The sequence below is a fragment of the Actinomyces sp. ICM47 genome (genome assembly GCF_000278725.1).
GTDB lineage: Bacteria > Actinomycetota > Actinomycetes > Actinomycetales > Actinomycetaceae > Pauljensenia.
Map to the genome: position 1 here is coordinate 13,863 of NZ_ALCA01000086.1, position 23,172 is coordinate 37,034.

20 protein-coding genes and 1 other RNA gene are annotated in these 23,172 nt (G+C 65.0%); 19 read left to right on the forward strand and 2 right to left on the reverse strand.

Features of this window, described 5'->3' with window-relative positions; translation table 11 throughout:
- Positions 1-1,071: 1,071 nt before the first annotated feature.
- Positions 1,072-2,499, reverse strand: a complete 1,428-nt coding sequence (locus HMPREF1136_RS05660) for a sugar nucleotide-binding protein (protein ID WP_009648388.1) — start codon at positions 2,497-2,499, stop codon at positions 1,072-1,074.
- A gap of 197 nt (positions 2,500-2,696) precedes the next feature.
- On the opposite strand from HMPREF1136_RS05660, the gene rfbA reads away from it, so the two are divergent.
- Genes rfbA through HMPREF1136_RS05675 form a run of 3 tightly spaced genes read left to right on the forward strand, consistent with a single transcriptional unit; the run spans position 2,697 to position 4,783 of the window.
- Complete coding sequence (gene rfbA / locus HMPREF1136_RS05665; protein WP_034505100.1) at positions 2,697-3,569, forward strand: glucose-1-phosphate thymidylyltransferase RfbA; 873 nt, start codon at positions 2,697-2,699, stop codon at positions 3,567-3,569.
- On the forward strand, positions 3,570-4,325 hold the full coding sequence (locus tag HMPREF1136_RS05670; RefSeq protein ID WP_009648375.1) for a glycosyltransferase family 2 protein: 756 nt from the start codon (positions 3,570-3,572) through the stop codon (positions 4,323-4,325).
- Complete coding sequence (locus HMPREF1136_RS05675; RefSeq protein WP_009648376.1) at positions 4,322-4,783, forward strand: DUF2304 domain-containing protein; 462 nt, start codon at positions 4,322-4,324, stop codon at positions 4,781-4,783. Before HMPREF1136_RS05670 ends, HMPREF1136_RS05675 begins: the two co-directional genes overlap by 4 nt.
- A 160-nt stretch (positions 4,784-4,943) precedes the next feature.
- On the opposite strand, the gene HMPREF1136_RS05680 is transcribed toward HMPREF1136_RS05675, so the two are convergent.
- Positions 4,944-6,164, reverse strand: coding sequence for a phosphotransferase (locus tag HMPREF1136_RS05680; protein ID WP_009648369.1), 1,221 nt, complete (start codon positions 6,162-6,164; stop codon positions 4,944-4,946).
- Between the two features lie 142 nt (positions 6,165-6,306).
- Between HMPREF1136_RS05680 and HMPREF1136_RS05685 the strand changes: the two genes are divergently transcribed.
- From HMPREF1136_RS05685 to ssrA, 16 genes are all read left to right on the forward strand, one after another.
- Positions 6,307-7,521, forward strand: coding sequence for a CpaF family protein (locus tag HMPREF1136_RS05685; RefSeq protein WP_009648377.1), 1,215 nt, complete (start codon positions 6,307-6,309; stop codon positions 7,519-7,521).
- Positions 7,518-8,384 carry a type II secretion system F family protein gene (locus HMPREF1136_RS05690; RefSeq protein ID WP_009648389.1) on the forward strand — a complete coding sequence of 289 codons (867 nt, stop codon included), beginning with the start codon at positions 7,518-7,520 and terminating at the stop codon, positions 8,382-8,384. Before HMPREF1136_RS05685 ends, HMPREF1136_RS05690 begins: the two co-directional genes overlap by 4 nt.
- Entirely contained in the window at positions 8,381-9,277 is an 897-nt protein-coding gene (locus HMPREF1136_RS05695) for a type II secretion system F family protein (protein WP_009648372.1), read from the forward strand. Before HMPREF1136_RS05690 ends, HMPREF1136_RS05695 begins: the two co-directional genes overlap by 4 nt.
- Before the next feature lie 29 nt (positions 9,278-9,306).
- Complete coding sequence (locus HMPREF1136_RS11040; RefSeq protein WP_009648390.1) at positions 9,307-9,477, forward strand: membrane protein; 171 nt, start codon at positions 9,307-9,309, stop codon at positions 9,475-9,477.
- Positions 9,464-9,847 (forward strand): hypothetical protein, encoded by a 384-nt coding sequence (locus HMPREF1136_RS05705; RefSeq protein ID WP_009648394.1) that lies wholly within the window; start codon positions 9,464-9,466, stop codon positions 9,845-9,847. Before HMPREF1136_RS11040 ends, HMPREF1136_RS05705 begins: the two co-directional genes overlap by 14 nt.
- Positions 9,844-10,242: a hypothetical protein gene (locus tag HMPREF1136_RS05710; protein ID WP_009648393.1), complete on the forward strand. Its 399-nt coding sequence runs from the start codon at positions 9,844-9,846 to the stop codon at positions 10,240-10,242. Before HMPREF1136_RS05705 ends, HMPREF1136_RS05710 begins: the two co-directional genes overlap by 4 nt.
- On the forward strand, positions 10,235-10,660 hold the full coding sequence (locus tag HMPREF1136_RS05715; protein WP_009648367.1) for a hypothetical protein: 426 nt from the start codon (positions 10,235-10,237) through the stop codon (positions 10,658-10,660). The genes HMPREF1136_RS05710 and HMPREF1136_RS05715 overlap by 8 nt, the downstream gene beginning before the upstream one ends.
- Before the next feature lie 84 nt (positions 10,661-10,744).
- Entirely contained in the window at positions 10,745-12,106 is a 1,362-nt protein-coding gene (gdhA, locus tag HMPREF1136_RS05720) for an NADP-specific glutamate dehydrogenase (protein WP_009648371.1), read from the forward strand.
- 146 nt (positions 12,107-12,252) lie between these two features.
- Positions 12,253-13,374, forward strand: a complete 1,122-nt coding sequence (gene prfB, locus HMPREF1136_RS05725) for a peptide chain release factor 2 (RefSeq protein ID WP_009648387.1) — start codon at positions 12,253-12,255, stop codon at positions 13,372-13,374.
- Between the two features lie 191 nt (positions 13,375-13,565).
- Positions 13,566-14,255, forward strand: a complete 690-nt coding sequence (gene ftsE / locus HMPREF1136_RS05730) for a cell division ATP-binding protein FtsE (protein WP_009648381.1) — start codon at positions 13,566-13,568, stop codon at positions 14,253-14,255.
- Positions 14,256-14,260: 5 nt separating this feature from the next.
- Positions 14,261-15,175 (forward strand): permease-like cell division protein FtsX, encoded by a 915-nt coding sequence (gene ftsX, locus HMPREF1136_RS05735; RefSeq protein ID WP_009648384.1) that lies wholly within the window; start codon positions 14,261-14,263, stop codon positions 15,173-15,175.
- A 5-nt stretch (positions 15,176-15,180) separates the two neighbouring features.
- Entirely contained in the window at positions 15,181-16,455 is a 1,275-nt protein-coding gene (locus HMPREF1136_RS05740; RefSeq protein ID WP_009648383.1) for a peptidoglycan DD-metalloendopeptidase family protein, read from the forward strand.
- An 87-nt stretch (positions 16,456-16,542) separates the two neighbouring features.
- Positions 16,543-17,070: an SsrA-binding protein SmpB gene (smpB, locus tag HMPREF1136_RS05745; protein WP_009648379.1), complete on the forward strand. Its 528-nt coding sequence runs from the start codon at positions 16,543-16,545 to the stop codon at positions 17,068-17,070.
- A gap of 18 nt (positions 17,071-17,088) precedes the next feature.
- The gene (locus tag HMPREF1136_RS05750) at positions 17,089-19,896 is read left to right on the forward strand and encodes a YhgE/Pip domain-containing protein (RefSeq protein ID WP_009648374.1); all 2,808 of its coding nucleotides are present in this window, start codon (positions 17,089-17,091) and stop codon (positions 19,894-19,896) included.
- A complete protein-coding gene (locus HMPREF1136_RS05755; RefSeq protein ID WP_009648385.1) occupies positions 19,893-22,097 on the forward strand; it encodes a YhgE/Pip domain-containing protein in 2,205 nt (734 codons plus the stop codon). Before HMPREF1136_RS05750 ends, HMPREF1136_RS05755 begins: the two co-directional genes overlap by 4 nt.
- A gap of 159 nt (positions 22,098-22,256) precedes the next feature.
- Positions 22,257-22,635, forward strand: a transfer-messenger RNA (tmRNA) gene (gene ssrA, locus HMPREF1136_RS10675).
- The last annotated feature ends 537 nt before the right edge of the window (positions 22,636-23,172 follow it).

The window sequence follows — 23,172 nt, forward strand, 5'->3', positions numbered from 1 at the left end:
ATAAGGTGCATTAAGACCCGATAAACATGTAGCCAGACGATGCCGACCATACGGTGTCAGAAAGCATGGAGCGCCGTAAGGTGCATTAAGACCCGGGGATCTCCAGGAACACCGGAACGCACTCATCGAGCGTCAGAAAGCACGGAGCACCATAAGGTGCATTAAGACCTCACAACCTGGAAGTTAAGCGACGAATGGTTGGCTGATCAGAAAGTAGGGAGCACCATAAGGTGCATTAAGACAGTGCAGAGATGCGCTCTGCGGCCTCACGAGACTCTTGTCAGAAAGCACGGAGCGCCATAAGGTGCATTAAGACTCGCCAATAATCGCCCTGACCTTGGTGTCGGTCGCCTCGTCAGAAAGCACGGAGCACCATAAGGTGCATTAAGACCGAACATACTGGCCGATCATCACCTTACCGACCGCCCACGGTCAGAAAGCCCCGAGCATCATAAGGTGCATTAAGACCGACTGACGCCCTCCCAGACCGTCGTGTTCCATGCCGGTCAGAAAGCGCGGGGCACCATAAGGTGCATTAAGATCGGCGTCCGCCGGGCAGATCAGAGTCACGGTTTCGCCGCGTCAGAAAGCACGGAGCGCCATAAGGTGCATTAAGACTGCTCAACGACAGACTGTGAAACTTCACGCTGCTTCGACGTCAGAAAGCGCGGAGCGCTATAAGGTGCATTAAGACGCGGCCTTGTTGGCCGACGAGGCGAGCTTGTCTTGCGCAGGTCAGAAAGCACGGAGCGCAGCATCAGCCGGGCGGAGTGCTGCTATCCCGTTCCTTCGCGGATAGGTTGTTCGCAGACGGATAGGTTATGCGCTTGCGGATAGCTTAATAAGCTATCCGTGTGTTCGTTACCTATCCGCGTGTTCGTTACCTATCCGCGTGTTCGTTACCTATCCGCGTGCGCGCGCCCCGGTGAACCAGCCACGGCCTCGTCGCCGCGAATCCTCGAGATCACCGCGAGCCACCCCGAGGCACACAGAAAGAGCACGCAACGAACGCAGGCACAGCAAGGCCCCGGGCGCTCGCGAAAACGAAGCGCCCGGGGCCGAGCCGCGCAATCAGCTGCGCAGCGACGCCACGTAGGTGTCGATGCGCTGCGAGGAATCCGCAGGCGTGAAGCCCGTAGCCTCGATCTTTGACAGGTCCAGCGTCGAGGACAGAGGACGAGGCGCAGCCTCGCGGCCCGCGAAGTACTCCTCCGTGGTCACCTCCGTGACATCCTCGGGGTCGCGACCGCACAGTTCGAAGACGCGCTTAGCGACCTGCGCCCAGCTCATGACCGGACCCTCGCCCGACAGGTTGTAGACGCCGTAGGGTGCCTCATTCGTCAGCAGGTGAATAATTCCCTGCGCCAGGTCGGCGGTGAAAGTCAAGCGCCCCACCTGGTCCGACACGACCGACGGGGAGATGCCGCGATCCGCCAGGGACGCCATGGTCTTGATGAAGTTCTTACCGTCGCCCACGACCCAAGACGTGCGCACGATGTAATGCTTCGGGGTCGAGGCCACCGCCGCGTCGCCGCCCGCCTTCGACTGGCCGTACGCGCTCAAGGGGGAGGGGGCCTCGTCCTCGACGTGCACCTCCTGGGTGCCATCAAAGACGTACTCCGTCGAAATGTGCACGAGCGTCGCGCCGTGCGCCGTCGCCTCGCGAGCCAGAACCGCCGGACCTGTTGCGTTGGCCTCCCACGTCGAGCGGCGACCCTCCGGGGTCTCCGCACCGTCCACGTTCGTCCACGCGGCCGCGTTAATGACCACGTCGATCTCGTCCCACGGCAAGGCAGCCACCTGCTCGGCGTTCGAGATAGACACCTCCGGCAGGTCCACGCCCGTGACCGTGAAACCCGCCTCGGGCAGGACGCGCATGAGTTCGCGGCCCAGCTGGCCGTTCGCGCCCGTCACGAGCGCACGGCGACCCGCGGGGGTCGGCGCAGGGAAGGGCGTCACGTCCGCCATGCGCGGGTGAGCCTTGTCCTTATCCGACAGAATCGCCCGCTCCAGCGGAATCGGCCAATCCACGGCCGCCGTCTCATCAGCCAGGTTCAGGAACGTGTACTTCGCGTCCGGGGACCAGTGATCGTTCACCAGGTACGTGTACGCCGTGTTCGGCTCCAGCGTCTGATACGAGTTGCCCACGCCCTTGGGCACGAACACCGCGACACTCGGATCAATGATCGTCGTGTACACCGTGCCGAACGAGGGCCCCTCGCGCAGATCCACCCACGCGCCGAACACGCGACCGGTCGCGACCGAGACGAACTTGTCCCACGGCTCCGCGTGAATGCCCCGGGTCACCCCGACCTCGTCGTTGAAAGAAATGTTGTTCTGCACCGGCTGGAAGTCCGGCAGACCCAGCGCGACCATCTTCTCGCGCTGCCAGTTCTCCTTGAACCAGCCTCGGTTATCGCCGTGAACAGTCAGGTCGATGCGCAAAAAGCCGGGGATCGGCGTAGTCGTGATCCCCAGGGGCTTAGCAGTGGGCGCCATTGTTCTTCCTCTATGTGCGTGGGTATCGTACGGACGTAACAATCCATAAAGATACTATCCGATCCGCGCACCACCAGTGGGGGTACTGCGTCCCATTGGCGTGTGTGGGACCACAGATGTGCAAAAATATCGTCACATAGGGATAATTATTAGTGATGCGCGACCCACACGAGGACGCGCCGGGAAGCGGAGGCAACATGAAAGGCATCATCCTGGCAGGCGGGTCCGGCACCCGACTGAACCCGATCACGCTGGGGACATCAAAGCAGCTGGTCCCCGTCTACGACAAGCCGATGATCTACTACCCGCTGTCGACCCTCATGCTGGCAGGCATCTCCGACGTTCTGGTGATCACCACGCCGCACGACGCGCCGTCGTTCCACCGCCTGCTCGGTGATGGCAGCCAGCTGGGCGTGAACATCTCCTACGCCGTCCAGCACGAGCCCAACGGCCTGGCGCAGGCCTTCGTGCTCGGCGCGGACCACGTTGGCAACGATGCCGCGGCGCTGGTCCTGGGCGACAACATCTTCTACGGCCCCGGCATGGGCGCGCAACTGCGCCGCCACGTCGATCCCGACGGTGGTGCCGTGTTCGCCTACCACGTGTCCAACCCGCGCGCGTACGGCGTCGTCGAGTTCGACGAGGAATTCAACGCCCTCTCGATCGAGGAGAAGCCCGAGAAGCCCAAGTCGAACTACGCGGTCCCCGGCCTGTACTTCTACGACAACGACGTGGTCGACATCGCCCGTAACCTCAAGCCGAGCGCGCGCGGTGAGTACGAGATCACCGACGTCAACCGCGCCTACCTCGAGGCCGGCAAGCTCAAGGTTGAGGTCCTCCCGCGCGGCACCGCGTGGCTCGACACGGGCACGTTCGACTCTCTCGCTGACGCCACTGCGTTCGTGCGCACGGTCGAGGCCCGCCAGGGCATGAAGATTGGCGCCCCCGAAGAGGTCGCGTGGCGTATGGGCTTCATCGACGACGAGGGCCTGCGCCAGCGCGCCGAGCCTCTGGTCAAGTCGGGTTACGGGGCCTACCTGCTCGAGCTCCTCAACCGTGAGGACAACTGAGTGTCGCGCCCGAGTGCTAACTCTCGCCTCCTGATCGTCATCCCCGCATGGAACGAAGAGGCGGTGCTGGGAGACGTCCTGGAGTCCGTGAAGGTCGAAAAACCGTCCTTCGCGGACATCCTGGTCGTGTCTGACGGGTCCACGGACGCCACCGCGGCGATTGCGCGCGCGGCCGGCGTGGCCGTGCTCGACCTGCCCCTCAACCTGGGTGTCGGTGGCGCGATGCGCGCCGGCTTCCAGTACGCGCAGCGCATGGGTTACGACTATGCCTGCCAGCTTGATGCGGACGGCCAGCACGACCCGACGGAGATCGAGACGCTCATCGAGACGGCCTCGAGTGAGCACGCCGACGTCGTCATCGGCTCGCGTTTCGCGGGTAAGGGCGACTACCAGGCCCGAGGCCCGCGCAAGTGGGCGATGAACCTGTTCTCGTTCATCCTCTCGCGCGTGTGCCACACCCACCTGAGTGACACGACCAGCGGCTTCAAGCTCTACGGGCCGCGCGCCCTGTCGCTGTTCGCGCACAACTATCCGGCGGAGTACCTGGGTGACACGATTGGTGCTCTCGTCATCGCGGCCCGCTCCCACCTGGTGGTGCGTGAGGTTGGCGTGCAGATGCATCCGCGTGCGGGCGGTGAGCCGTCACACAACCCGATCAAGTCGGCGCTGTTCCTGGTGCGCGCGACCCTCGCCCTCACCGTCGCACTAACTCGACCCGGCGAAAAGATTGCCCAGGCTGAGGAGGAGAACGCATGAGTCCCACCTATGTGCTCGGACTGGTTTTCGCGGGCATCATCTTGGTCACCGTGTTCGTCAAGATGCGCAACTCGGGTCTGAAGGAAAGCTACGGCCTGTGGTGGTACTGGATCGCGTTCTTCACGGCGCTCCTGTCCCTGTTCCCGCCAATCCTGAAGTGGACGGCGTTCCACCTGGGTGTCGTCGTTCCGCTGAACCTGGGCTTCTTCGTGGCGGGCGTGGTCCTGCTGCTCCTGTCCCTGCGTTTCTCGGTGGACCTGTCGCGAGCGGATGAGGATCGTCGCCGCCTCACTGAGGAGGCCGCGATCCTGCGCCTCCAGGTTGAGCGCCTGGAACGTCGCGTCGAAGCCCTCGAGGGGCGTGCGTCCTCGCAGGGTGCGCCTGGTGCCTCTCAGACGGCGTCGTCCTCTCACGATAAGGCCGCCCCTCAGGGGAAGAAGCACAAGAAGAAGCGCTGAGCGGCCAGCAGCTGCCTTGATGCACGAGGCCGGGGTCCGTCAGGTTGAGATGCCTGACGGACCCCGCTTCGTGTCGGTGGGCGCGCCCGTGGGTGGGAGCGGGGCATGTGTGCCGACGCACTCGCGAGGGGCGCGCGGCGGTCGCGGCACCCAGATCGCCCTAGGAGATAAGCGTCCCGTCGGGGCCGAGGCGCAGGCGCTCGGTCGGTGCAGCCGGGTCCACTTCGCGTTCGGCGAGCTTGCGGGCCACGGCAGATTCCATACGCGCAACGGGCTGCGTCGACGCTCCCGTTTCGGGGCCGTCCTGCGCGGCGTGGGCCGCGCGATCCCGCCACTTGATGGGCCGAGAATTGGAGGCAGAACCGTGGGAGGACGAGCGGGACGACACCGATTTGGAGGGGGCATGGAAGACCTCGTTGATGGAGGCGGATCCCATGGCGGCAGCGTGCGAGGGCAGCAGGGGTTCCCCATTCAGGTCGACGGCCAGGTCGGCGAGCATCGCGCGGGCGTCGTCGACGATGGTCTGGTCCTCGGCGTGCAGGCCGTGGACCAGCCAGCGCACGAGCGCGATCTCGGAGAGGAGCTGGGCTCGCGTGAAGACGTGCAGGTCGATGGCGCGGCGCTCATGTCCATAGGTCTCACAGAAACGCTCGAGGAACGCATCGGAGGCGGTGGCCTGAATCCACGCAATATCCAGGGCCGGGTCACCCACGTGCGCGCTGGTCCACCCGCCGATAGCGACGACCGATCCGCGATTAACCGACAGGCTGCGTTCCTGGATGTCGCCGTGGACGGGGGCCGACGGGAAACGCCACAGTGACACGTCCTCGAGGGCGGCCTCCCAACGGTTCCACAGGGACGGAGAGATCGTGACCTCGTGGGCGGCCTCGTCGAGCAGAGCGAGGTTGCGGTCGCGGCACTCCATCGCCGTGTACGTGGGCAGTCCAATCGAGGAAAAGACCGTCTGCGGCAGGTTGTGCAGGGCTGCCAGAGCGCGCCCCAGCGAGGCCGGCAGCAGCAGGTTCGTGTCGAAGTCCTCGTCCGTGGGCGCGCGCCCGCCTGGATCGCGGTGCACGTACACGCTGCCGCCGCCGCGGATCTTGGCCTGCCCGGCCAGGCGCGGCACGTCGAAGGGGATGTAGTCATGCTCGAAGGCCTGGCCTAGGCGGTCCAGAATCCCCGACGTGGCCTCGAGAGCGGGACCGGAGACCTCCTCGTGGGGGCATGTGACGATCCAGCGGTTGCCGGCGACGTCTTCGATGCCGGTCACGGAAGCCAGTTCGTCGCTGTAACTCGGCGGGCGCAGGGCGCTCACGCGCAACCCGGGCATTGCGGAGGTGGCCAGTGCGGCCAGTTCGAGGGCGCTCTTGGGACTTGTCATTCTCTGAATGTATCGCTCCGACCGCCCGGTTGTGGCCCCCCGCGCGGGTAAGCGTCCGATTGTGGGACAGCGGTTTGCTCCTTCCTGAATAACCCTGTTACTTTCGACACAATGGTTCTGTTTGGAGCGAGGAGGCTCAGCGATGGAAGCCGTCACGCGTGCACTCGCCGCGCGGGTACGAGAGGGTTTGGCAGCGGGCGGCATCGATGCCGCGCGGGATCCCCGGGCCGTGCGTGCCCTCATCGACCGCGCCATTGACACCCATGCCCCCGACATGCTCCCCACTCAGCGCGAGCAGGTCGAGGCGGACCTGATGGACGACATCTGCGGCCTCGGCCCCCTTCAAGTCCTCATGGACGATCCGAGCGTGGAGGAAATCTGGATCAATTCGGCCTCCCGTGTGTTTGTGGCCCGCGGCGGGGTCGCGGAGCTGACCAGCCTCATTCTCACGGACGAGGACGTGCGCACCCTCGTGGAGAGGATGCTGCACCATTCGGGGAGGCGTCTCGACCTGTCCAGCCCCTTCGTGGACGCGATGCTCGCCGGGGGAGAGCGCCTGCACGTCGTCATCCCTCCGGTCACCGGGCAGTCCTGGAGTGTCAACATCCGTAAGCACATTCAGCGCGCCCGCACCCTGGATGACCTGGTGGCCGTCGACATGGTGCCCCCGCCGATGCGCGACTTCCTGGCGGCAGCCGTCTGCGTTGGACTGTCGGTCCTAGTCTCGGGCGGCACACAGGCTGGCAAAACGACGCTCCTGCGCGCGCTCGCCGGTGAGCTGCCGCGTTCGCGGCGCGTCATCTCCTGCGAGGAGGTTTTCGAGCTGGGCCTGGCCAACTGGGACCACGTGGCCATGCAGACACGCCCTGCGGCCGCCGAGGGCACGGGCGAGATCACGCTGCGAGACCTCGTGCGCGAATCCCTGCGTATGCGCCCCGAGTACCTGATCGTCGGCGAGGTACGAGGCCCCGAAGCCCTTGACCTCCTCGTGGCCCTCAACGCGGGCGTGCCCGGTATGGCGACTGTGCACGCGAACTCGGCGCGCGAGGCCCTCGACAAGCTCTCGATTCTGCCTCTCCTGGCCGGTGAGAACGTCACGACGGGATTCGTGACCCCGACCCTGGCCTCGTCCATCGACCTCGTGTGCCACGTCGAGCGCAGCCGGGACGGACAGCGCTACGTCTCCGAGGTGCTCGCCGTGCCCGGGCGGGTCGAAGGCAACCGGATCGAGACGGCCTCGCTCTTCACCTACGACGGTGGCCGCTGCGAACGAGGCGCGGGTTCCCTCGACCTGCATGATCGCTTCGCTGCTGCGGGTTTCGACCTGGCCTCTCTGCTGGATTGGGGGGCGCTGTGATCGCCATCGTGTGTGGCCTTATCTTCGGGATCGGCCTTGTCATGGCCCTGTCCCCGTGGTTCACCCCGCCACCGAAACGCTCGCCCTGGGGGCCGTGGAAGCGCCTCTCCGACGATGTGGCGCGCGCCCGCGTCCCCGGACTCAATGCCGTGCGACTGATCGCAGTCAGCCTCGGCCTCGGCGTGGTCGTTGCCCTCGCCGTCCTGCTCGCGACGGGAGCCTGGCCGGTCGCCCTCATCGTCTCCATCGGCGTGGCCTTCCTGCCCTACGCGTGGGTCGTCTCCCGCGTGGCCGGTCGCGCCAAGACCGTGCGCGCTGCCTGGCCCGAGGTCATCGACGCCATGGTCTCCGGCGTGCGTGCCGGAACCTCCCTGCCCCAGGTCCTGTGCGACCTCGCCGACGAGGGACCCGACCCCGTTCGTTTCGCCTTCGAAGCCTTCTCGCGCGACTACAGCGCTAACGGGCGCTTCGAACTCGCCCTGGACAAGATGAAAGAGACAGTCGCCGACCCGGTCGCTGACCGCATCGTCGAGGCCCTGCGCGTCGCCCGATCCGTCGGCGGTGCCGACCTGACCCGCCTCCTCCAAGACCTGGCCACCCTCCTGCGCGAGGACGCGCGCGTGAGAGGAGAACTCGAGGCTCGCCAGTCCTGGACCGTAGGCGCAGCCCGACTGGGCCTGGCCGCCCCCTGGATCGTCCTGCTGCTGCTCTCCGGCGGGGGTGCCAGCGCCCACGTATGGAACTCGCCCGGAGGAATTGCAGTCCTCTTCGGCGGTGCCGGCGCATGCGTCATCGCCTACCTCCTCATGAAAGCCATCGGACGCCTGAGCGCTGATCCTCGAAACCTGGGAGGCGCGTCATGAGTCCCTGGATCTTGCTCGCCTTCGACGTCATCACCGCATGCCTCGCCGTCGGCGGCATCACCCTCATCGTGCGATCCCTGGCCACGCGCCACCTCTCCTTCGCCGCCCGCGTCGCCCAGGGGCGCGTCCAAGAGGACACCACACCCGAGATCACCCGATGGCTCAGGCGCATGGGAGCCTCGGCCCTGGACTCCCTGGGATCCACCAGCGAATCCGTCGCCCGCCGCCTCATTTTGGCCGGGGCAGCCCCCGAGGTGTCCGTGTTCCGCCTGCGCCAAGCCGCCGCCGCAATCGCCGGACTCATCGGCGCTTGCCTCGTCCTCACAGCCCGCCCGGCCGCTTCGCTGCGCGCGTCGGTCATCCCGCTCGTCGTCTGTGCCCTCGTCGGCACCCTGCTCGGCGTCGCAGGCATGGACCGATACCTCACGCTGACCGCCAACCGCCGCCAACGCGCCATCGATGCTGCCGTCCCCGACTGCTCGGAGCTGCTGGCGCTCGCGGTCGCCGCGGGAGAGTCGATCCCTGCTGCCATTGAACGCGTCGCAGGGTGCGCGGGAGGACCCCTGGGGATGGAACTCGGGCTCACGGCGGGACACATCCGAAACGGCATGCCCTCGGTGCGGGCGCTCGCCGAGATGGTTGACCGCACCGACTCGCCGGCACTCACGCGCCTTGCCCGTACGCTGACCACGGCCATCGAGCGCGGCTCACCCCTGGCCTCGGTCCTGCACGACCAGGCGCGCGACCAGCGCGAACGCTCTCTCGCGGCCCTCATGGAGGAAGGCGGGCGACGCGAGATTGCGATGCTTCTGCCCGTCGTCTTCCTCATTTTGCCGGTCACCGTCATCTTTGCCCTCTATCCGGGCCTCATCGCCCTGGATTTCACCCCGTAAATGAAGCAGACACGAAAGGAACACACGCCATGAAGAAGTGGTTACGCAAGCCTCAGCCGATCGGGGAGCGCGGGGATGTACCCGGCTGGGTGCTCATTACGCTCATGACAGCCGCCCTGGTCGTCGTCATCTGGGGCGTCGCCTCAGACCGTCTCGTCGAGATCTTCAACCGTGCGATGGACTCCGTTGCGGGCATTTGACGGCGACGAACGCGGCTCCGAGGTCGTCTCCACGGTCCTCATCCAAGGCCTCGTGGTTCTCGTCATCCTCCTGCTCGTCCAAGTGACCTTCGCGTCGCACGTGCGCACGATGAGCGTGAGCGCTGCATCTGAGGGTGCGCGCCGCGGCGGTCTGCTCGGTGGAGACGAGGATGAGGCGGCCAAGCGCACGGGCGAGCTGTTGGATTCCCTCGTGGGGGCCTCGCGCGACCGCGAGATTTCGGTGACCCGCGAGTCCGATGCGGGCACGGACATTCTCGTCGTCACCGTGCGCACGCGCCTGCCGCTCGTGGGCGGGCTTGGGCCGCGCTGGCTGACGGTGCACGGTCGCAGCCTCGTGGAGGGGCCGTGAGCGAGCGCGGGGACGCCAGCGTTGAATTCCTGGGCATCCTGGTCGTCCTCGTGATCCCGGTTCTCTACATCGTCTTGGCGGTCGGCCAGGTTAGCGCGGGGGCGATGGCGGCGGACGCGGGTGCGCGTGAGGCAGCGCGCATCCTCGCTGAGGATGTCGAGCGCCAGGCGGACGCCGAGCATGCGGTTGCCCTTATCGTTGAGGATTTCGGCGTGGATGCCGCTCCCTCGATGTCATCCACGTGCGGGGCGTGCGGCAGCGCTGACGGCATGGTCGAGGTCAGTGTCTCGGTGCGCGTTCCGCTGCCTTTCCTGCCCGCGTGGCTCGGCGGTGTCGGCGTGGATGTCTCCTCGAGCGCCAGCGCGCCCGTGCGGGAGGTGGTCTCCGGTGGGTGAGGAGGGGCGCGTCGGGATCCTCATGTGCGCGGGCTGCGCCTTCGTGTGCTTGCTCTTGTTCGTGACGATGGCGCTGACGCAGGTCGCGATGCAGGACCGGCGCTTGGTCTCGTGCGCGGATGCGCTGGCCGGCGCCGGGGTAGGCGGAGCGTCTGCGTCGTCGGTCCTGGTGGGGCAGACCTCGGGCACGGACGAGGCCGGGGCGGCCTCTCGCGTTGACGTGGCGCTTGGTGCCATGGCGACGACGACGTGCCGCGTGGGGGAGGGCGTGGTGGTGACGAGAGTGAGCGTTCAGGGAGGGGAAGTCGAGGTGAGTGTCAAGGCTCGTCCGCGAGTGTCCCTGGTGCCTCCGGCCTTGCGCGGTGTGGTTATTCCTGAGCTTGAGCGGACATCGAGCGCACGAATGAGAGGCCTCTGATCTGTGCGAAAAAGGTGTTCTGCGCGACGGTCACATCGTGGGACGCTGATAGCGCCTGAGTAAACGAAGCGTAAACTTTAGGCCATGAGCAGCTTTGATACATCGCGACTTAACCCTGCACTGGCTTCCGTTTTCGAATCTGTCCAGCGCCGTGACCCCGCCCAGGCCGAGTTCCACCAGGCCGTCTACGAGGTCCTCCTGACGATTGCCCCGCTGGCTGAGCGTCACCCCGAGTACGCCGACCTGGCCATCATCGACCGCATCGTTGAACCCGAGCGCCAGCTCCAGTTCCGCGTCCCGTGGGCCGACGACAAGGGCAACATCCACGTGAACCGCGGCTTCCGCGTCCAGTTCAACTCCGCTCTCGGCCCCTACAAGGGCGGTCTGCGCTTCCACCCCTCCGTGAATCTGTCGATCATCAAGTTCCTTGGCTTTGAGCAGATCTTCAAGAACGCCCTGACCGGCCTGCCCATGGGCGGCGGCAAGGGCGGCGCGGACTTCGACCCCAAGGGCAAGTCTGACGCTGAGGTCATGCGTTTCTGCCAGTCCTTCATGACTGAACTCTCCCGCCACATCGGCCCCGACACGGACGTGCCCGCCGGTGACATCGGCGTGGGCGGCCGCGAGATCGGCTACATGTTCGGCCAGTACAAGCGCCTCAAGAACCGCTTCGATGCGGGCGTCCTGACCGGCAAGGGCCTGACGTGGGGCGGTTCCTTCGCACGTACCGAGGCCACCGGCTACGGCCTGGTCTACTTCGCCGCCGAAATGCTGGCCGCCAAGGGCACCAGCTTCGACGGTAAGCGCGTCGTCGTCTCCGGCTCCGGCAACGTTGCGATCTACGCGACCGAGAAGGCCCAGCAGCTGGGTGCGACCGTCGTGGCCGTGTCCGACTCCTCCGGCTACGTCGTGGACGAGGCTGGCATCGACGTTGCGCTGCTGAAGGACGTCAAGGAGGTGCGTCGTGGACGCGTCTCCGACTACGCGGCCGAGCGTCCCAGCGCCACCTTCGTGGCTGACGGCTCCATCTGGGACGTTCCCTGTGACGTCGCCCTGCCGTGCGCCACCCAGAACGAGCTGCCGCTGTCCGGCGTTCAGAGCCTCATCAAGAACGGCGTCCAGTTGGTCGCCGAGGGCGCGAATATGCCCACCACCCCTGACGCAATCGAAGCCCTGCAGGCCGCGGGCGTGGCCTACGCCCCCGGCAAGGCCTCCAACGCGGGTGGCGTGGCCACCTCCGGCCTCGAGATGCAGCAGAACTCCGGCCGCACCCAGTGGCCCTTCGAGGAGACCGACGCGAAGCTCCACCAGATCATGGTTGACATCCATGCCAACACCGTCGCCACCGCCGAGGAATACGGTGTGGCTGGCGACTACGTGGCCGGCGCGAACCTGGCTGGCTTCCGCAAGGTGGCCGACGCGATGGTCGCGATGGGTCTCATCTGATCCGATTCCTGTCGGTGCCCCGGCGTCCTCGTGGCGTCGGGGCACCGCCGTATTCTGGCCTGGATCTGTGGCCCGGTCTGCGAAACACCCGACACCGACCACTCCTCGCGCCCCTGGTGAGGGTACGAATCGGCTACCCTGGGTGTGTGGCCATTGAATTTTCTGAAGAGATCCCGTCCCTGCGCACCACGATGGAGAACATCCTCGCTGTCGTGCAGCCGGACAAGCTGCGCGCACAGATCGCCGAGCTGAACGAGAAGGCAGCCGCCCCCGACCTGTGGGACGACCCGAGCGCCGCGCAGGCTGTCACCAGCGCGCTGAGCCACCGCCAGAGCGAGCTTGACCGCGTCACGCAGATGAGCGAGCGCATTGATGACCTCGAGGCCATGGTGGAGATGGCCGCCGAGGACCCCGACGAGGGCGCTGACATCCTGGCGGAGGCCGAGGCTGACCTGGAGAAGCTGCATAAGGACCTGTCCGACCTGGAGATCCGCACGCTGCTGGACGGCGAGTACGACGAACGCAACGCCGTCGTCACGATCCGAAGCGGCGCGGGCGGCGTGGACGCCGCCGACTTCGCCGAGATCCTCCTGCGCATGTACCTGCGCTGGGCGGAGCGCCACGGCTACCCGACCAAGGTGATGGACACCTCCTACGCCGAAGAGGCCGGTCTGAAGTCGGCGACCTTCGAGGTCCAGGCCCCCTACGCGTACGGCACGCTGAGCGTCGAGGCCGGTACCCACCGCCTCGTGCGCATCAGCCCCTTCGACAACCAGGGACGTCGCCAGACCTCCTTCGCGGCCGTCGAGGTCATCCCCCTCATTGAGACTACGGACCACATCGAGATCCCCGAGTCCGAGCTGAAGATCGACGTCTTCCGCTCTTCGGGACCCGGCGGCCAGTCCGTCAACACGACCGATTCGGCCGTGCGCATGACCCACATCCCGACGGGCATCGTCGTGTCCATGCAGGATGAGAAGTCCCAGATCCAGAACCGCGCAGCCGCCCTACGAGTCCTGCAGTCCCGCCTCCTCGTGCTGCGCCACGAGGAGGAACAGGCAAAGAAAAAGGAACTCGCCGGCGACGTCAAGGCCTCGTGGGGTGACCAGATGCGCTCCTACGTGCTCCAGCCCTACCAGATGGTGAAGGACCTGCGTACCGAGTTCGAATCCGGCAACCCCCAGTCCGTGTTTGACGGAGACATTGACGGCTTCATCAACGCTGGCATTCGCTGGCGCAAGAACGAGCAGAAAGCTGCTCAGGACTGAGCATCGCCTATACGCGCAACCCGGCCCCGGCCTCGTCAATCCATGAACGAGGTCGGGGCCGCTCGCATCCCCGAGCTGGCGCGGGTGGCGCTGAACAAACCACACCGCCGGTTTTCCGCGTGTCGCAGCCGGGTCGTGACTCCATCGTTACCTAATCTGACAGAGACTATTGACCCCGATCGGACGGTCCCATGATTCGTTTTGATGATGTCACCATGGTGTACACGCCAGGTGCCCAGCCCGCGCTGGACCACGTCTCGCTGGAGGTGGAACGCGAAGAATTCGTGTTCCTCGTCGGCAAGTCGGGTTCTGGCAAGTCCACCTTTCTCCAGCTCGTCATGCGCGAGATGAAAGCAACGAGCGGCAAGGTGTGGGTGCTCGGCAAGGACGTATCCAAGCTGTCCACGTGGGCAGTGCCGAAACTGCGCCGTCAGATCGGCACGGTCTTCCAGGACTTCCGCCTGCTGCCCTCCAAGACCGTGTACGAGAACGTCGCGCTGGCCATGCAGGTGATCGGCAAGCCTCGTCACGCCATCGAGACCTCCGTCCCCGACGCCCTGGACCTCGTGGGCCTGTCGGGCAAGGAATCGCGTCTGCCGCACGAACTCTCCGGCGGTGAGGAACAGCGCGTGGCCATCGCCCGCGCCATGGTGAACCGTCCCGAGCTGCTGCTCGCGGACGAGCCCACCGGCAACCTCGACCCCGAGACGTCGCTGGGCATCATGCGACTGCTCGACCGAATCAACCGCACGGGCACGACCGTCGTCATGGCGACCCACGACGCCACCATTGTTAACCAGATGCGCAAGCGCGTCATCGAACTCGAGGCCGGCGACGTTATCCGCGACCAGAACCGCGGCGTCTACGGGGCCGGGAGGTAAAGAGAGTGAAGCTTCGTTTTATTTTCTCCGAGGTCGGCAAGGGCCTGTCGCGTAACCGCGCGATGAGCGTGGCCGTCATCCTCGTGACCTTCGTGTCCCTGCTGTTCGTCGGCATCGCGGGCCTGACCCAGATGCAGGTGTCCAAGATGAAGTCGGAGTGGTATGACAAGATCGAGGTCACGGTCTACATGTGCGCGATCAACGACGCCGCCCCGAACTGCAACGCGACCGAGGCGACCGAAGCGCAGATCGATGCCGTGCGCCAGAAGCTGGCCTCCTCCGAGATGACGCCCTACGTGGCAACCGTCTACGAGGAGACCAAGGAAGAGGCATACGAGAACTTCAAGCGCCTCAACGGCAACGATGCACTGACGCAGTGGACCACGCCGGACATGCTCCAGTTTGCGTTCCGTATCAAGCTGGTCAACCCCGAGCAATACTCGGTGGTCAAGGAAGAGTTTTCCGGGACCGCCGGCGTTTCCGAGGTCCGCGACCAGCGTGAGGTCGTCGAACCCCTGTTCCGCGTGTTGGGTGCCGCCCGCACGGCCGCCCTGGGACTCGGTGCAATCATGGTCGTCGCCGCGATCCTGCTGATCTCGACGACGATCCGCCTGAGCGCGATGAGCCGCGAGCAGGAAACCCAGATTATGCGCTACGTGGGTGCCTCGAACCTGTTCATTCAGGCACCCTTCATGATCGAGGGTGCGCTGGCCGCACTGGTGGGCGCAGCCTTCGCAATCGGCACCCTGTTCGCGGGTGTGCACTTCGTCGTCCAGGGGTGGATGGCTCCCGCCTTCAAGTGGACGAACTTTATTGGTATGGGCGAGGTGGCAATCATGACGCCGATCCTCGTCCTGGCCGCGGTGGCGCTGGCGATTATTGCGTCGGCTTTCTCGTTGGCCAAGTACACGAAGGCGTGAGTCTCATGTTCCGTTCTCTTCGTCGTCCCCGTCGCGGCGTGGTCCGCGCAGGTGCCCTGGCCCTCGCGTTCGCGTCGTTCATCGCGATGAGCCAGACGCTGCCCGCGCGCGCGGACGACGACCGTGACGCAGCTGCGAACGCCGCCGCGGAGGCGCAGGCGACGGTCAATGCCCTGCAGTCTCAACTCGAGGGTATCGACGCATCGCTGGCGCAGGTCTACATCGACCTGCAGAACCTCAATGCTCAGATCCCGGAAGCTCAGACCGCCTACGACAACGCAGTGGCCGACTACGACAAGAAGTCTCGCGAACACACGACGATCCTGGGTGAGCTGAGTGCCGCGAAGGGCGAGCAGACCCGCATCGACGATTCGCTGAACGACGCGACCACGCAGGCCGACGATTCGCAGCGCGCGATCGCCGACCTGGTGCGCCGCAAGTACCGTGATGGCAACGTCGATCCGGTCGCGGTGGCCCTGACCTCGGGCGGCACCGAGTCCATTACGGAGCGCGCCGCAGCGGCCGACATGGCACTGCGCACGGAGAACCAAACCATGACCTCGGCCCTGGACGTGTCCTCGTCCCAGCGCACCCAGTCCACGCGCCAGGGTGCGATCACGGATCGTATCGCTGACCTCGAGGAGAAGGCCGCTCAGGCGGAAGCGGACGCGCAGACCGCGAAGGACGACGCTGACGCGAAGCTTACCGAGCTCAACGACCTGAAGGATCAGGCATCCGCCAAGCAAACCGAATGGGACGCTCAGAAGGGACAGGTCCAGGCCTCCCTCGACCAGGCCGAGGCCGACTACCAGGCGCGCAGCGATGAACTGGCGGCCATCGATGCGGCGAACCAGGCCACGGGCGTGTCCTACACGTCGTCCTCGGGCTTCCGTAACCCGCTCGACATCCCGATCGTCGTCACCAGTCCCTTCGGTATGCGCTACCACCCGGTGCTGGGCATCATGAAGGGGCACTCGGGCACCGACATGGCGGCCGACTGTGGCACGATCATCCACGCGGTTGCCTCGGGCTACGTCAACGCGGTGTCCTCTGACGTGTCGGCGGGTAACTACGTGGATATCAACCACGGCATTGTCGGCGGCAACTCAGTCATCACGGAATACCTGCACATGCAGGCCCAGTACGTGTCCCCCGGACAGTACGTGAACGCGGGCGACGCGCTGGGCGAGGTTGGCTCGACCGGCTACGCGACCGGCTGCCACCTGCATTTCGGTGTTCTTGAGAACGGAAACTATGTTGAACCGATGGATTACCTGTAATCCGGGTTAGGATAGACCCTCGTAGCGTTTTCGCTGCGGGGGTCTTTCCTGTGTGAGCAGGGAAACGAGTCTGGAGGGAGGCAGGTCATGCCCAAGGAATGGAAGAAGCCCAAGCCTACGGAGGGGCAGCGTGCCAAGGCTGCCTCCGACGCGAAGAAGACGATTGCCCGTAACAAGAAGGCGCGCCACGACTACACGATTGAGGACACCTGGGAGGCCGGTCTGGCTCTCATGGGGACCGAGGTGAAGGCGCTGCGGATGGGCCGCGCCTCGCTCGTGGACGCGTGGGTGGAAATCAATGGGGGAGAGGCATGGCTGTACGGTGCCAACATCCCCCTGTATTCGCAGGGCTCATGGACGAACCACGCGCCTACGCGCAAGCGCAAGCTGCTGCTGCACCGAGCTGAGATCGACCGTATGCAGGACCGCGTGGCCGCGAAGGGCTACACGATTGTGCCCCTGGAGCTGTACTTCATCGGCGGGCGCGTCAAGGTCGAGGTTGCTCTGGCTAAGGGCAAGCAGGAGTGGGATAAGCGCCAGGCGCTGCGCGAGAAGCAGGATCAGCGCGAGGCCGAGCGTGCGATGCGCCGCTACGTGAAGCAGGCCCGCCGGTAACGGAAAGAAGGCGACCCTGTGCGAGGTTCCGTCAGGATTTTTCGTCGTGATTTTCTCAGGCTGGTCACCGTCCCAGCCGCTTGGATCGTCATCATCGGTATGGCGTTCGTCCCCGCGCTTTATGCGTGGTTCAACATCGTGGGGTTCTGGGACCCTTACGCTCATACGTCGCAGATCCGCGTGGCCGTGGCCAACGAGGACGAGGGGGCGACGAAGGACGGACTGGGCACCGTCAACGTTGGCGCTCTGCTGTCGAATCAGCTGCGGCAGAATGATCAGCTGGGCTGGCACTTCGTGAGCGCGGACGAGGCTCGCTCTGAGGTCGAGCACGGCGAATCCTACGCCGCTTTCGTCATCCCGGCCTCGTTCTCCTCTGATCTGACGGGCATCGTTGACGGCACGTACGTCAAGCCGAACATCCAGTATTACGTCAACGAGAAGAATAGCGCGGTGGCCCCGAAGATTACGGGGGCGGGTGCGACGGCGCTGGATCGGAAGATCAACGCGACGTTCGTGTCCACCGTCGCCAAAGTGCTGTCCGACAAGGCGTCCGAGGCCGGGGTCGGCATCGCAGATCAGGCTGACACTGCGCGTGCGGACCTGGTGTCCTCGCTTGGGGAGGCTTCGACGAAGGCGCAGAACGTGTCGGACACCCTGTCGGGCATGGGGGAGACGATTGACTCCGCGAAGGGCTCTGTCGCCTCGGCTCGTACGACGCTGGGCGACCTCGATACTGCGGCGGGTGACCTGTCGGCGTCACTGGACACGGCCGACGCACTCGTCACCGACGCGCGTACGTCGCTGGCTGATTTCTCTGGCGACATGGGGTCGGTCCTGGATGGGCTATCGACCAATACGTCGGACGCGCTGGCCGACCTGTCGACAGACGCGGGCAGCCTCGACGGTGCCGTGCAGGGGGCGACGGGCAGGCTTGATGGTCTGCTCGTCGAAGGCAACTCGATCAACACGACGGTTGGCACGATTCTCAGTGATCTGGACACGGCGGGTGTCGGGAATCTTCCTGGCGCGGGTACGGCCCTGACGGATCTGACGAACAACAACACGTCGCTGTCGACTGCGATTACCGACCTGACGACTCTGAACACGGACCTGTCCGCGTCCTCGACGTCGATTTCCACGGCTCTCACGTCCGCGTCGACCGCCGCCAACTCCGTGCAGACGGCCGTGTCGAACGCGCGAGCGGGCGTGAGTGGCCAGGTTCCTACACTCTCGACGGCTATCGACGATTTTTCGAGCGCCTCCTCGTCGATGCGTTCGTCGCTCGATACTCTGCGCGGCCAGCGTGACCAGGTGTCGACGCTGCTCGATCAGTTGGATTCGCTGCTCGACGACGCGAAGACTGCCACATCGAACAGCGCGACTAACGTGGGCACCATCAAGACGGACCTGGATAGCGTGTCCACGGACGTCTCGTCGATCGCGTCGTCGAACACGCTGCGTGACCTGGCGACCTCGCTGGGGACCAACGCGGAATCGGTTGCTTCCTTCATGGCGTCGCCGACCTCGATCCAGACGCAGGCAGTGTTCCCGGTTGCCGCCTACGGGTCGGCGATGGCACCCCTGTTTACGAACCTGGCGCTGTGGATCGGCGCGTTCTCCCTCGTTCTTCTCCTCAAGCTCGATGTCGACGAGGAGGGGATAGGCCCCGCCTCCTCGGCCACCAAGTACGTGGGCCGGTGGATGCTGCTCGCCTTCTTCGGCGTCATCCAGGCGCTTGTCGTGTCGATCGGTGACCTGATCATTGGCGTGCAGACCGTCTCTCGCCCGACTTTCGTGGGGACGTCGATCATTATTTCGATGGTCTACGTGTCTATCGTCTACATGCTTTCGACGTGCTTCCAGCACATCGGTAAGGGCCTGTGCGTCGTCATCATGGTCATGCAGATTCCCGGCTCTGCCGGCCTGTACCCGATTGAGATGCTGCCGTCGTTTTTCCGTTTCTTGCATCCGGTGCTCCCTTTCACATATGGGATTAAAGCGATGCGCGAGACGGTGGGCGGCTTCTACCGGCACGAGTACTTCTTGGCCCTGGGGGCGCTCGGAGTTCACGCGCTGGTCGCATTCGTCATTGGGCTGGCGTTGCGCCCCTTCCTGGTCAACCTCAACGCGATGATCACGCGCGACCTAGCGTCCTCGGGCCTGTTCGTGGCCGAGGCGACGCGCGTGCCCTCCAACCGCTACCGCCTGACTCAGATTGTGGCGGCCCTGGCTGACCATGAGGGCTTCCAGCGTTCGGTGTCGGCGCGTGCTGCTCGCTTCGAGCGCCGTTACCCGCGCATGAGGCGCGGTGCCATCGTGCTGGGTGTGCTCGTGCCCGCTGCGCTCGCGGTCCTGTCGGTCACGAACGCCGCCGAAGTGCCGGTCGTGCTGGGTGCGTGGATTGTGTGGGTCCTGGCCGTCATCACGTTCCTGATCGGCTTGCAGTACCTGCGTGAGGCTCTCGAGCGCCAGCAACTGCTCGGTGCCATGGAAGAGAGCGACGTGCGTTCACTGCTGACTCGCCGCGTCAAGGGTGCTCGCTCGCGAATCGCGCTCAGTGCAGCCGCCGTGAGCGCGTCGATCTCCTCTGCCCTGGCGGCGTCGCTCGCACAGTACGACGCCGAGCACGCTTCCGAGGAGACCGAGGACGAGGCCTCCACGGGTTCCGTCGACACCGCATCCTCAGCGCAGGGGAAGACGACCGACGAGGTGGACCCCGGCCTCGTGGGTGAGGAACGGACAGCGGAAGGCAACGAGACCGACGAGGCGGACCCCGGCCTCGTCGATGAACCTGACGCTGCCGAGGACGAGGAGGATGCGAAGTGAGAACCATCTGGGCTATCTACCGCGCGGACCTGCGCCGGGCGCGCCGCTCACTCATCGCACTCGTCGTGATCTTCGGACTCGTCGTCATTCCCTCTCTGTTCACGTGGTTCAACGTCGCGGCGTCCTGGGATCCCTTCGGCAACACGCGCTCCCTGCGTATCGCTATTGCGAACACGGATGCGGGATACAAGTCCGATCTGGTGCCACTGCACATCAACATCGGCGACCAGGTCGTCTCTGCTCTGCGCAAGAACGATAAATTCGACTGGGTAATCGCCTCGGAGGAGGCGGCGGTCGAAGGGACACGCTCGGGCGACTACTACGCGGCCATTGTCATCCCCGAAGATTTTTCGAAGGACATGCTGACCTTCTTCGACGGGGAGGCTTCGAGCGCGCCCATGACGTACTACGTCAACGAGAAGAAGAACGGAATTAGCCCGAAGCTCGCAGGCCAGGGGGCCGAGTTCGTCAGCGCGCAGGTGAACCAGACCTTCGCACAGACTCTCGCCGAGGTTGCGCTGGATACGGCCTCGTCGATGGGGGACGCACTGTCCTCGACGACCGCGACGGGGGCCGTCACCACGCTCGACAACCGCGTGCAGTCAGTGGCCACGCGCCTGCGTACCGCCGCCGACAGCGCGGACGCGTACGCGGCGCTGGCCAGTTCTTCGCTGACACTCATCGATTCGACGACGACGCTCGTATCCGGTGTGGGGACCGCGAAGTCCTCCGCGCAGTCAGCCGTCGGCAGCGCCGACTCCGGAGCGACGGGGCTGACCGCCGCAGCCACCGGTGCGATTGCCTCCGTGTCCAGCGCCATCGACTCATCCAAGACGGAGCTGAACACGCTGTCCACCTCCGTGGAGAACGTGTATTCGACGGCGTCGACCAACGCAACCGACGCCTCAGCGTCGCTGCGTTCGCAGGCCGACGTCCTGGATTCGCACGCGACCACCTACGAGAACATCAAGAAGACACTCAAGGACTTGCCAGGCTCGCCCGTGTCCCAATCCTCCCTGGATAGGCTGCAAAGCGCGGCCGACCGGCTGCGCACCCTGGCGACCAACCTGCGTGACGCTGCGACCGACCTCGACACGAAGACCACGGACGCGCAAACCAATCACGACAACATCACCGCCCTGATCGCCGACGCAAACCAGGCTGTCGACGACCTGTCAGCCGACTACGACAACGACCTGAAGCCGAAGCTCGACTCCCTGGCCTCGACCCTGTCGTCGGCGCAAACATCCCTGTCCTCCGCGCGTTCTAGCTTGTCCTCCTCGGTCTCCACGGCCTCGGATGGCGGCGACAGTGTGCGTGAAAAGCTCACGAGCTTGCATGACAATCTGACGTCGGCGGCCTCGGATATGCGCGATTCCGCCGGGAAAATGGATTCGCTGCACACCTCCATCAAGGAGGCCCAGGACAGCGGCGATCTGACGACCCTGAAGGACATCATCGGGAATAATCCCGAGGCGCTGGCCGCCGCCATTGCCGCACCCGTCGGCGTCGATACGATTCCCGTTTATCCGGTGGCGAACTTCGGCTCTCAGATGGCACCCATGTACTCGATCCTGGCCCTGTGGGTCGGCTCCGTCCTCATGGTTGTATCCATCCGCTCTGACGTGACCGACGAGAACGCCGCTGAAGGTCTGCCCGACGACGATCCGCTGCGCGCGACGTTGACCGCTTCGCGGATCCGCCTGGCTTCCGGGTACCTGGGACGTTACCTGATTTTCGGGACGATCGCGCTCGCCCAGGCGACCGTGGTGGGGCTGGGGGACCTGTACTTCCTGAAGGTCCAGCACGCTCACCCGCTGCAGTTTATGGCCACCTTGTGGCTGACGGCTGTCGTGTTCTCCTTCCTGATGTACACGCTCATCGCGACGTTCGGGAACGCGGGCAAGGCCCTGGGGGTGTTCCTGCTCGTCCTACAGATCTCGGGAGCCGGGGGAGCGTTCCCACTGGCGATTTTGCCGCTCTTCTTCTCGTCTGTGTCCCCGTTCCTGCCGGCCACCCACGCGATCACGGCGCTGCGTGCGTCGATCGCCGGATACTCGGGCCACGAGTATAGGGATGCTATGTGGTTCCTGGCCTCCTTCATTCTGTTCGCGGCGTTCCTTGGGCTGGCTTTGCGCCCACTACTGGTGCGCGGCAATCGGCGGATGGTGGCCAAGCTGGAGTCCACGAAGCTCCTGTAGGGTAGCGGCGTTCGTGGGGACGAGGCCTGCGCGGGGTCGTGTGGGTCTCGTTCGTCGTGTGGATGCTTCTCTCTTGACGGGTGGGTGTGGCAGGCGTATGCTGATGTGTTCGACGGTCTGCTATTGAGGCAGGGTGTCGGAGAGTTGAAGAACTCAATAGGGGATGATCGGTTTCGACAGTGGTCGTCGATCGAAGTGAAGCGAGCCGAGAATGTACGCTCAACTCGTAAACGATGCGTGCAAACCAATAGGTGCCGAACAGAATCGCACCGACTACGTTCTCGCTGCCTGATATCGCAGCCTGAACCTTTAGTCCGTCAGCCCGGGAGTTGCTTCCGGCCCGGTGTCTGGCGTCGTCTAGGGAGCCACTGGGTGTCGCCCATGTTAGTGGGGCGGCTCCGACACTTAACCAACTGAGCCTATCCAGCGGTGAGTCTGTGCAATGCTGGGGGCTGAGAAATAAAACCGCAGACTGCGCTCGGAGAAGAATTCGGGGTCGGCTATTGGACGGGGGTTCGATTCCCCCCCATCTCCAGTCGCCGATTACATTGAGGCGTCGACGTGTGAGGACTTCATCGAGGTGATTCGCATCGGCCGATGCTGCGGGAACGCCCCTCCTCGTCCTTGGCGGCGCGGTCGAGGGCTGGCTCGTCTCGGGAAGTGTGCCCGAGACGGGCCTCGCCTGCGGGAAGTGAAGGTGGGGTCGGGTGGGCGTTCTTCGGAGCGAGGGTACTCTTGGGCAGAGGACGCTCTCGGACCGGGAGGCTGTCCGTGAGCCGAGTTTACCTCCGATGGAATCGGCTCTTGCCAACCGGGTATGGCCGACTGCTCGGTGCGTGTGAAGGGTCGGACTTTCTGGAGTGGCCAGGGTGCTTCGGGGGTGAGGCTTTCCATGACAGGGCGCGTTCTTACCAGTTTGCCCCGGATCGTTGAGGCCATTCGACTCGCGCCGTTGTCTGAACACCCCTCGCGGGGAACGGTGGGCGCGCCGCCTTAGCTCAGTCGGCAGAGCGATTCACTCGTAATGAATAGGTCGTGGGTTCGATTCCCACAGGTGGATCCACTTGAACGCTCA